The organism is Streptomyces mayteni (assembly GCF_054783955.1).
The window spans coordinates 1-9,277 of record NZ_BAAGPR010000185.1; the positions used below are offsets into that span (position 1 = coordinate 1).

Genomic DNA, 9,277 nt, shown 5'->3' on the forward strand with positions numbered 1-9,277 from the left:
GGCGGCGGCCGCCGCCACGCCGCCGGCTCAGCGCGGCGGCCCCCCGCTGAACCTGCGCAGCCCCGGCTATCTCCCGGAGCGGGAGCTGCTCAAGTTCGCCATCCAGTTCCCCGAGCTCGTCGCCCCCGCCTTCGACGCCTACGGCGAGGACGAGTTCACGGCCGCGCCCTACGTGGTGATCCGCCGCGTCATCGCCGAGGCCGGCGGGGTCGTCGCGGCCGACGACGGCTACCTCGGCCGGCTGAGCGAGGCGGCACCCGACGACACGGTCCGCGTGATGATCAACGAGTTCGCCGTCGAGGCCATCGCCACGTCGCGTCGCCAGCGGGAACTGGACCGGCTGGCCGCGGACTACCTGGTCCAGGTCCGCCTCGCCGCCGTCAACCGCCGCATCGCCGACCTCGAGTCGGCCGCGAGGCGCGCGGAGGCGGCCTCGGCCAACGCCGAGTCCGCCGCCGACATCCGCCAGGAACTCTGGACCCTCGTCCAATACCGCACCGCCCTCAAAGAACGCGGCGCCGCGGCCCTGTAGCCGCCGAAGCCGGCCACCGACGGCCCTCCGCCGCGTTCCCGGCGGCCCGCCGGAGGGAGAAAGTGCGCGCACGACCCTCGTGGACGGAGTGTGCCGTACCGCACACTGGGGGCGGTGCCGCTCCGTCGTCCGTCTGTTCACGCTCGCTCCGTCTCCTCCGCTCTTCCCGTGTTGCCCCGCGTGTTCTCCCCGTGCCGCGATCACTGGAGGTCGCCCCGTGCAGACCCAGTCGCTCATCAGCGCGGCTCCGGCCGCCGTCCAGTCGCCCGGTGCCCCACCGCGGAAACGTTCGCGGCACGACGCCGGCGGCGGTGGGGGCGCGGGCGGGTCGGTGGGCACCGGTGACCTCTTCCGCCAGTACCTCCGCGAGATAGGCCGGATACCGCTGCTGACCGCGGCCGAGGAGGTGGAGCTGGCCCGTCGGATCGAGGCCGGTCTTTTCGCCGAGGAGCGGCTGGAGTCGGGCGTCGACCTCGACGACCAGCTGGCGCTCGACCTGGACCATCTCATCGTGCGCGGCCGGCTGGCCAAGCGGCACCTGATCGAGGCCAACCTGCGGCTGGTGGTCTCCGTCGCCAAGCGCTACATCGGCCGCGGCCTCACCATGCTGGACCTCGTCCAGGAGGGCAACCTCGGCCTGATCCGCGCCGTCGAGAAGTTCGACTACGCGCGGGGATTCAAGTTCTCCACCTACGCGACCTGGTGGATTCGGCAGGCCATGTCCCGGGCCATCGCCGACCAGGCCCGCACCATCCGGGTGCCGGTGCACGTCGTGGAGCTGATCAACCGGGTGATCCGCGCGCAGCGCCGGATCCTCCAGGAGCGCGGCCACGAGCCGAGCCCGGCGGAGGTCGCGGTGCTGCTCGGCCTCACCCCGGCCCGGGTCAGCGAGATCCTGCGGCTGGCCCAGGACCCGGTCTCCCTCCAGGCGCCGGTCGGCGACGAGGACGACGTGAACCTGGGCGACCTGATCGAGGACGCGGACGTGCCGTCGCCCGCCGAGTCCGCCGCGTTCTTACTGCTGCGCGAGCAGTTGGAGGCCGTGCTCTCCACCCTCGGCGACCGCGAGCGGCGGGTCGTCGAGCTGCGCTACGGCCTGCTCGACGGGCGTCCCCGCACGTTGGAGGAGATCGGCCGGCTGTTCGGCGTCACCAGGGAGCGGATCCGGCAGATCGAGCACAAGACGCTGAGCAAGCTCCGCGACCACGCCTACGCCGAGCAGCTGCGCGGCTACCTGGACTGACCACCGGTCGTCGCCTCCGGGTGGGTCTGGTCGCGGACCGCCGCGTACTGCTGGAACACGGTCGCGCCGATCGCCGCCTCGTCGCCGGGCTCCAGCGTCTCGCCGAGCGCCGACGGCCAGTCCGGCGGTTCCTCGGCGGTCAGTGTGCCGTCGGCGACGCCCTGCGCCCAGGCGGCCTGTCGGGCCGCGCCGAGCGCGGTGTAGTCGGCGGGCTCGGGGATCACCACCGTGGCGTCGAACAGGCCGGGGGCCAGCGCCCTGACGGCCGGCAGCTCGGCCGCCAAGCCGAGCAGGAAGGCCCGTTCGATGCGGACCCCGCGGTCGCGGAGCACGGCGGTGGCGTCGGCGAGCCCGCACAGCATGCCCTCGAACGCCGCCCGCGCCAGGTGCTCCGGCTTCATGCTCTCCCGCCGCAGGCCGGTCAGGGTGCCCGAGGCGTGCGGGAGTTCCGGGGTGCGCTCGCCCGCCAGATAGGGCAGGAAGACCAGGCCGTGCGCCCCCGGCGTGGAGCGCAGCGCCAACTCGGAGAGGCCGGGCAGGTCGACGCCGAGCAGGTCGGCGGTGCCGCGCAGCACGCGGGTGGCGTTGAGGGTGCGCACCACCGGCAGGTGGCGCCCGGTGGCGTCGGCGTAGGAGGTGATGGTGCCGGTGGGGTCGGTGAGCGCCTCGTCGTGGACGGCGCAGACGGATCCCGAGGCGCCGAGCGAGATGACGGCGTCGCCGGGGCCGACGCCGAGCCCGAACGCGGCGGCCATGGTCTCGCCGGTGCCGGCCGAGATCAGCAGCCCTTCGGGGGTGCGCCCGGCCGGTTCGGCCGGGCCGAGCACCTCGGGCAGCTCGACCTCGTGGCCCAGGGCGAGTTCGGCCAGCTCGTGTCGCCAGGACTCGGAGACGGCCGACCAGTAGCCGGTGGCGGAGGCGGCGCCCCGGTCGGTGGTCCAGCGGCCCCGCCGGCCGAGCAGCTGCCAGACCAGCCAGTCCTGCGCCTGGAGCACCGCCACGGCCCGGCGGGCCGCCTCGGGTTCGGCGCGGCCGAGCCAGCGCAGCTGGGTCACCGGGTGGCCGGGTCCCGGCACCGCGCCCACCGCCTCGGCCCAGGCGGCGCGCCCGCCGAGCGCGTCCACCAGGCCGAGCGCCGCGGCGCGCGCGCCCTCGTTCCCGCCGGTCAGCGCGGGCCTTACCGGCTGGCCCTCGCCGTCCAGCGCGACGACGCCGAGCGGCTGTGCCGTGACGCCGATCGCGGTGACGTCCTCGAGCACGCCGCCGTCGGCGGCCTCGCCCAGCGACAACAGCCAGGCGCCGGGCGTCGGTTCGTCGGTCGGGTGCGGGGCGTGGCCCCGCCGCAGTACTCGCCCGGTCTCCGGGTCGCAGACGACGATGCGGGTGTCGGTGGACGAACTGTCGAGGCCGGCGACTATTCCCATGGAGCCTGATGATGCCCTATCCGTCCGCTTGGGCACTTCATATGAGCATTCCTGTGACGATCTCCGGTCAGGTCTGAGACGGTTCCGGCGTGCCGAGCAGCAGCTCGACGCCGGCCTCCCGCAACGCCTCGCGCGCGGCGGGGGAGAGCCCCTCGTCGCTGACCACGGCCTCGAACTCGCCGAGCCCCGCCACCCGGTACATGCCGAAGGTGCCGTACTTGGCGCTGCCGGCGAGCAGCACCGAGCGGTTGGCCGCCGCCATGGCCGCCCGCTTGACCTCGACCTTGGGGGCGGACGGCGTGGTGACCCCGCGCGCCAGGTCCCAGGAGCTGGTGGAGACGAAGGCCAGGTCGAGGGCCAGTTCGCCGAGCGCCAGCGCGGCCAGCCGGCCGACCGCCGAGCGGTTGGCGTGTTCCACGTGCCCGCCGGTGTGGATGACCTGCACCGACGGGTCGCCCATCAGCGCGTTGGCGGTGGTGAAGTCGTTGGTCACCACCGTCATGCCGCGACGTTTGGCCAGTTCGGGCACCACCGCCTGGCAGGTGGTGCCCGCGTCGAGGTAGACCGTGGTGTTGTCGTGGAGCAGTTCGCCGGCCCGGCGCGCGATGGCCAGCTTGGCCGGCTGGTCCATCGTCGACTTGTCGACGAAGCTGGGCTCGTCGTGGAGTTGCCCGGCGATCCGGACGCCGCCCGGCACCGAGTACGCCCGGCCCTGCCGCTCCAGCGCGGCGATGTCGCGGCGAACCGTCATGTGCGAGACCCCGAGCAGCTCGGTGAGCTGGTGGACGCTCAGCACGGAGTGTCCGCGCAGCAGCCTGATCAGCAACTCCCGTCGCTGGTCCGGGATCAGCGGTGCCTCGTCCGTCACCGGTCTCTCTCCGTTCTCGGGCCGCCGCGGCGGCTGTATCGGGGCTATATCAGGGCCAGCTCGTAGAGCGTGTAGACGACCGCGAAGCCGGTGACCCCGGACAGCGCGGAGGCCACGCCGATGGACCTGATGCCCTGCCCCACCGTGAGGTTGGACAGCGTGGTGGTCACCCAGAAGCCCGACGAGTTGGCGTGCTTCATGATCTGCGCGCCGGTGCCGCAGGCCAGGTAGATCGCCAGCGCCGAGATGCCCAGGCCCTCGGCCAGCGGCTCCATGATCGCGGCGGCCGTCATGACGCCGAGGATATTGGAGCCGGTGATGGTGCAGATGGCCGCGGCCACCAGGAACGGCACCACGATGGGCGCGACGCCCCAGTCCTGGATCATGTCGGCGACGCTGTCGGCGACCTCGGTCTCCCGGATGATCTGGGCCAGCGCGCCGCCGACCCCGGTGAGCGCCAGCGGCAGGGCGGCCAGCCGGAGCCCCGCCTCGAACAGGTCGTTGAGGGTCTCCTTGTCGTTCCAGCGGCGGCCGAAGAGCGGCAGCGCGGCCAGGCAGCCGAGGAAGAGCGCCATCAGCGGCTCGCCGAGGAAGCCGAGCACGGCGCCCAGGCCGGAGTCCGCGCCCACCTGGTCGACCAGGTAGGACCGCAGCATGATCAGCACGATGGGCAGGAAGATCGGGACCAGCGAGAGCCACAGCGGCGGGCGCGGCCGGTCCTCCTCGGCGTCGCCCCCGGTGGCCGCCGGCGCGCCGTCCGCCGGCTCACCGGAGCCGCCGGAGCCGTCGGAACCGCTGGAACCGCCTGCGCCGCCGGCACCGACCGGCGCGAGGTGCTTGACGAACTCCTCCTTGGGCGCGACGTACGTCTTGATGGTCAGCAGGTAGAGGGTGGCCACCAGGATGCCGGGCAGCGCGACCAGCACGCCGTACAGGGTGGCGCGGCCCAGGTCGACGCCGAGCAGCGAGCTGGCCGCCAGCGGCCCGGGACCCGGCGGGACGAGCGAGGTCATCACGTAGGCGCCGATGTAGAGGATCGGGCCGAGCCGCATCATCGACATCCGGGCCTGGAAGGCGAGCGCCGACACCACGGGTATCAGCATCAGCACCACGGTGTCGGCGATCAGCGGGATGCCCACCACGGTGGAGGCCAGCGCCACCGCCCACGGCACCCGGCGGCCGGGGAAGAGGCGCAGCGCCTCCTCGGTGATGCGCAGCGCGGCGCCGCTCAGCTCCAGCATCTTGCCCAGCACGCAGCCGAAGATGACCAGCAGGCCGACGCTGGCCATGGTGTTGCCGAAGCCCTCGGTCACGAGCTCGACGGTCCTGGCGCCGCCGAGCCCGAGTACCAGGCCGAGCGTGGTCACGATGATGAACAGGGTGGCCACGGGGTGGACCTTGAAGCGGGCGATCAGCAGTACCAGAGCGATGATCGCGGCGCCGAACGCGACGAGCGTGTAGGCGTCGGACATGACGAACCTCTTCGTTCCCTTGGGTCTCGCGTGGTGTCTTGCGGTGGTGCGGGGGTGTGGGGCGTGGGGTCGTGGGGGTCAGGCGGGCGCGGCGCCGTCCGCCCAGGCGGCCAGCAGCGCGGGGTCCGCGTCCGCCAGGTCGCCGAGCGACAGCAGGGCGCCGGCCGGCACCGTCCTGGAAAGGGTGGTGTGCGCGGCCAGATAGAACGGCGCGGCGTCGGCGGGGGCGTCGCCGACCGGCAGCAGCACGGGTGCCACGCCCGGGATCTCGTGGTGGTGCCCGCCCATCTCCAGCCGGGTGCCGGCGGGCAGTTCGCGGGTGGCGCGGCCGGCGAGCACCGCGTGCCTGGCGGGCGCGTCGGGGCCCGCGGCCCGGCCGTGCAGCACGGCGTCGAAGAGGGTGAGCGGGGTCTCGACGCCCATCAGGTGGTAGGGCAGGTAGAGGCAGGCGTAGCGGCCGTCCCTGCTGACCACGTGCCCCTTGGCGGCCAGCGTCCGCCAGGTCTCCGGGTCGTGGGTGCGGACCACCGCGAAGACGCCGCCGGCGAAGCTGGCCTCGCCCGGCAGCCGCAGGGCGCTGAAGACGTCGACCACGCCGGTGCGGCCGGTGACGCCGCCGTGCTCGGTGAGCGCGTAGACGTCGGCCAGCTCGGCCGGGCGGGCCACCGGGTAGTGCAGTTCGGGCACGTCGGGCACGAAGCCGGTGGCCGAGGCGACCACCGCCATCTCGCAGTAGTCGGCGGCGGCCGACCGCTTCAGGGTGGCGACGGCCTCGGCGCGGGCGGCCAGGGTCCGGCGCGGCTCCGCGCCCAGCGTTAGCAGCGCGCCGAGCTCCGGCGCCGGCACCGTGGTGTCGAGCTGGGTGACGGTGCCGGCGGCCGGGTCGTAGACCAGGTCGTACTCGCTGGACTTGCCGATCGCGACCAGGTCGAGGCCGAGCCGCCGGAGCCTGGCCACCCACTCGACGAGGTTGGCGGGCTGGTCGCCGGCCGCCGGCGTGTAGACGACGCCGCGCCGCCCGGCCAGCTCCGCCAGGGCGACGCCGGCCACCGAGTCGACCTCCTTGCTGACCATCGCCACGTGCCGTCCGTCCTCGACGGCGCGCCTGGCCGCCCGGTGTCCGGCCGCCGGGTTGCCGGTGGCCTCCACCAGCACGTCGTACTCGGCCCCGGCCAACAGCGCGGCGTCGGCGACCACGGCGGTCCGGCCGGCGGCCAGCGCGGCGCGCACCGCGGCCGCGTCGTCGGCGCGGACCAGCGAGTCCGCGGGGAAGCCGAGTTCGGCGCAGAGGGCGAGGACGCCCGCCGGATCGAGATCGCACAGCACGGCGGGGCGGAGTCCTGGCAGCGCCCGCGTCTGGGCCAGCAGCGTGCGGGCGAAGCCACCGCCGGCGCCGGTGAGGGCGTAGGTGACGTACTGGACATCGTTCATGGGGCGGAACGTAACGCCAATTAACACCTGCGTCAACTGTAGTAACATAAATTCACACCCCTGATCCGAGGTGAGGAGTTACCACGTGACACACGACGCCGTCGGCCGGAACGGCCCCCACTGGGGCGCGGTGGCGGACGACTTCACGGGCGCCACCGACCTCGCCGCGAGCTGGGTCGCCAGGGGCCTGCGCACGGCCGTCACCCTGGGCATCCCGACCCCGGCCGAACTGCCCGCGCTCGCCGACATGGACGCCGTGGTCGTCGCGCTCAAGACCCGCACCGCGCCGCCGGCCGAGGCCGTGGCGCGGAGCCTCGCGGCGCTCGACGCGCTCCGCCGGCTCGGCTGCGCCAGGTTCTACGACAAGTACTGCTCGACGTTCGACTCGACGCCCACCGGCAACATCGGCCCGGTGGCCGACGCGCTGACGGCCGCGCTCGACACCGACCTCGCGGTCGTCGTCCCGTCCTTCCCGGCCAACGGCCGCACCGTCTACCAGGGCCACCTCTTCGTCGGCGACCGGCTGCTGAGCGAGAGCTCGATGCGGCACCACCCGCTCACCCCGATGACCGACGCCGACCTGGTCAGGGTGCTCACCCCGCAGACCGTCAACCGCGTGGTCTCGGTGCCACTGCCCACCGTACGACAGGGCCAGGCGGCCCTCGCCGGAGCGCTGCGGGCGGCCGCGGCCGGCGGCCGCTGCTACGCCGTGGTGGACGCGGTGGACGACGACGACCTGGCCACCATCGCCGCCGCCACCGCCGACCACCCGCTGGTCACCGGCGGCTCAGGGCTCGCGCTCGGCCTGCCGGCCGCCGGCCCGCCCGCCACCGCCGCCATGCCGGTGGTGCCCGGCCGCCGCGCCGTGCTGGCCGGCAGCGCCTCGGCCGCGACCCGCGGCCAGATCGCCGCCGCCCGCGACACCCTGGCCGGCCGGCGGCTCGACGTCCCCGCGCTGCGCGCCGATCCGGCAGGCGAGGTCGCCGCGATCGCCCGCTGGGCCGAGGACCGCTGGGCCGCCGCGCCCGACGAGCCGGTGCTGGTCTACGCGGTCGGCTCGCTCGACGACGTGGAGACCACACCGCCGCCCGGGCAGCGGCCGGCCGCCGAACTCGTCGAGGAGGCCCTAGCAGGCTGCGCCGTCGCCTTCGCCGCGGCCGGCGCCCGCCAGTTCCTGGTCGCCGGCGGCGAGACCTCGGGCAGCGTCGTCGGCGCGCTCGGCGTCCGCCGCCTCGAACTCGGGCCGGCCCTGGCCCCCGGCGTCTCCTGGGCCCACGGCACCTCGACGAACCGTCCTGACGGCTACAACCTGGCGCTGAAGTCGGGGAACTTCGGCGCGCCCGACATCTTCACCACCTGCTGGAAGGCGCTCTCATGACGGCTGCGACCGAGGCCGCGGCGATCGACGAACTGGTGGCGGCCGGGCGGGAGCTGGTCGCCTCCGGGCTGAGCCCAGGCGCCTCCGGCAACCTCAGCGTCCGGATCGGCGACCGCGTCCACATCACGCCGACCGGCGCCCGGCTCGCCGCGCTCGACCCGGACGGCCTCGCGGTGCTCGCGCTCGACGGCACCGCGCTGTCCGGGCCCCGCGCCTCCAAGGAGTTCCCCCTCCACCTGGCCTGCTACCGCCGCGACCCCGCGGCGAAGGCCGTGGTCCACCTGCACAGCCCGCACGCCGCCGCGTACTCGTGCCTCCCACCGTGGTCCGCCAGGAGCGCGGTGCCGCCGCTGACCCCGTACTTCGTGATGCGGGTCGGGCAGACCCCGCTCATCCCCTACGCCGCGCCGGGCGACCCGGCCCAGGCCGAGGCGCTGCGCGCGCTCGACTTCCCGTTCCGGGCCGCGCTCCTCCAGAACCACGGCTCCCTCACCGCCGGCCCTACGCTGGCCGGGGCCGTGGACGCGGCGGTGGAGCTGGAGGAGGCCACCCGCCTGCTTCTTCTTTTGGGACCGACAGCCGCGCCCCGTCTCCTGACGCCGTCGGAGGCCACGACGCTCGCCGACCGCCACGGCGCCCCCTGGGCGGACCCCCGCCCCTGACGGGGCCTGGCCGGCCGGGCGCGCGCAGCGCGGCGCCGCCTCCGCTGCGGGCCCGGGCGAGTGCGGCGCGCTCCCGCGGGGGATTTCCCCCACCCACCCGCCCCTTGTTCCGCGCTTCGCGCGGGGTGGGCCCTGGCGCTCCGCGCGGGACGGGGCGGCTGCGCCTAGCGGGGGCGCGGCGCGCCGGTTTTTCCCCACCCACCCGCCCTTTGTTCCGCGCTCCGCGCGGAGGTCGACGCGGAGCGCCGGGCGAGCGGCCACGCCGCT

The 9,277-nt window shown here is 74.7% G+C and carries 7 protein-coding genes and 1 pseudogene; 4 read left to right on the top strand and 4 right to left on the bottom strand.

Translation table 11 applies throughout. The features are described 5' to 3' along the window. Positions 1-532, top strand: a pseudogene (locus ACYVPE_RS38125) (DNA primase); the annotation flags it as partial. A 217-nt stretch (positions 533-749) separates the two neighbouring features. After that, positions 750-1,775 carry an RNA polymerase sigma factor gene (locus ACYVPE_RS38130; protein WP_461038427.1) on the top strand — a complete coding sequence of 342 codons (1,026 nt, stop codon included), beginning with the start codon at positions 750-752 and terminating at the stop codon, positions 1,773-1,775. Here ACYVPE_RS38130 and ACYVPE_RS38135 read toward each other — a convergent pair. The 4 genes from ACYVPE_RS38135 to ACYVPE_RS38150 all read right to left on the bottom strand — a co-directional run bounded on the left by ACYVPE_RS38135 (position 1,763) and on the right by ACYVPE_RS38150 (position 6,970). Beyond that, positions 1,763-3,199 (bottom strand): FGGY family carbohydrate kinase, encoded by a 1,437-nt coding sequence (locus ACYVPE_RS38135; protein ID WP_461038428.1) that lies wholly within the window; start codon positions 3,197-3,199, stop codon positions 1,763-1,765. The genes ACYVPE_RS38130 and ACYVPE_RS38135 overlap by 13 nt on opposite strands. 67 nt (positions 3,200-3,266) lie before the next feature. Beyond that, positions 3,267-4,067 carry a DeoR/GlpR family DNA-binding transcription regulator gene (locus ACYVPE_RS38140; RefSeq protein WP_461038429.1) on the bottom strand — a complete coding sequence of 267 codons (801 nt, stop codon included), beginning with the start codon at positions 4,065-4,067 and terminating at the stop codon, positions 3,267-3,269. Positions 4,068-4,111: 44 nt separating this feature from the next. Further along, entirely contained in the window at positions 4,112-5,539 is a 1,428-nt protein-coding gene (locus ACYVPE_RS38145; protein ID WP_461038430.1) for a GntP family permease, read from the bottom strand. A gap of 78 nt (positions 5,540-5,617) precedes the next feature. Continuing rightward, entirely contained in the window at positions 5,618-6,970 is a 1,353-nt protein-coding gene (locus tag ACYVPE_RS38150; RefSeq protein ID WP_461038431.1) for a homoserine dehydrogenase, read from the bottom strand. A gap of 85 nt (positions 6,971-7,055) precedes the next feature. Between ACYVPE_RS38150 and otnK the strand changes: the two genes are divergently transcribed. Beyond that, on the top strand, positions 7,056-8,348 hold the full coding sequence (gene otnK / locus ACYVPE_RS38155; RefSeq protein ID WP_461038432.1) for a 3-oxo-tetronate kinase: 1,293 nt from the start codon (positions 7,056-7,058) through the stop codon (positions 8,346-8,348). Then, positions 8,345-9,010 carry a class II aldolase/adducin family protein gene (locus ACYVPE_RS38160; protein ID WP_461038433.1) on the top strand — a complete coding sequence of 222 codons (666 nt, stop codon included), beginning with the start codon at positions 8,345-8,347 and terminating at the stop codon, positions 9,008-9,010. Before otnK ends, ACYVPE_RS38160 begins: the two co-directional genes overlap by 4 nt. Positions 9,011-9,277: the final 267 nt, after the last annotated feature.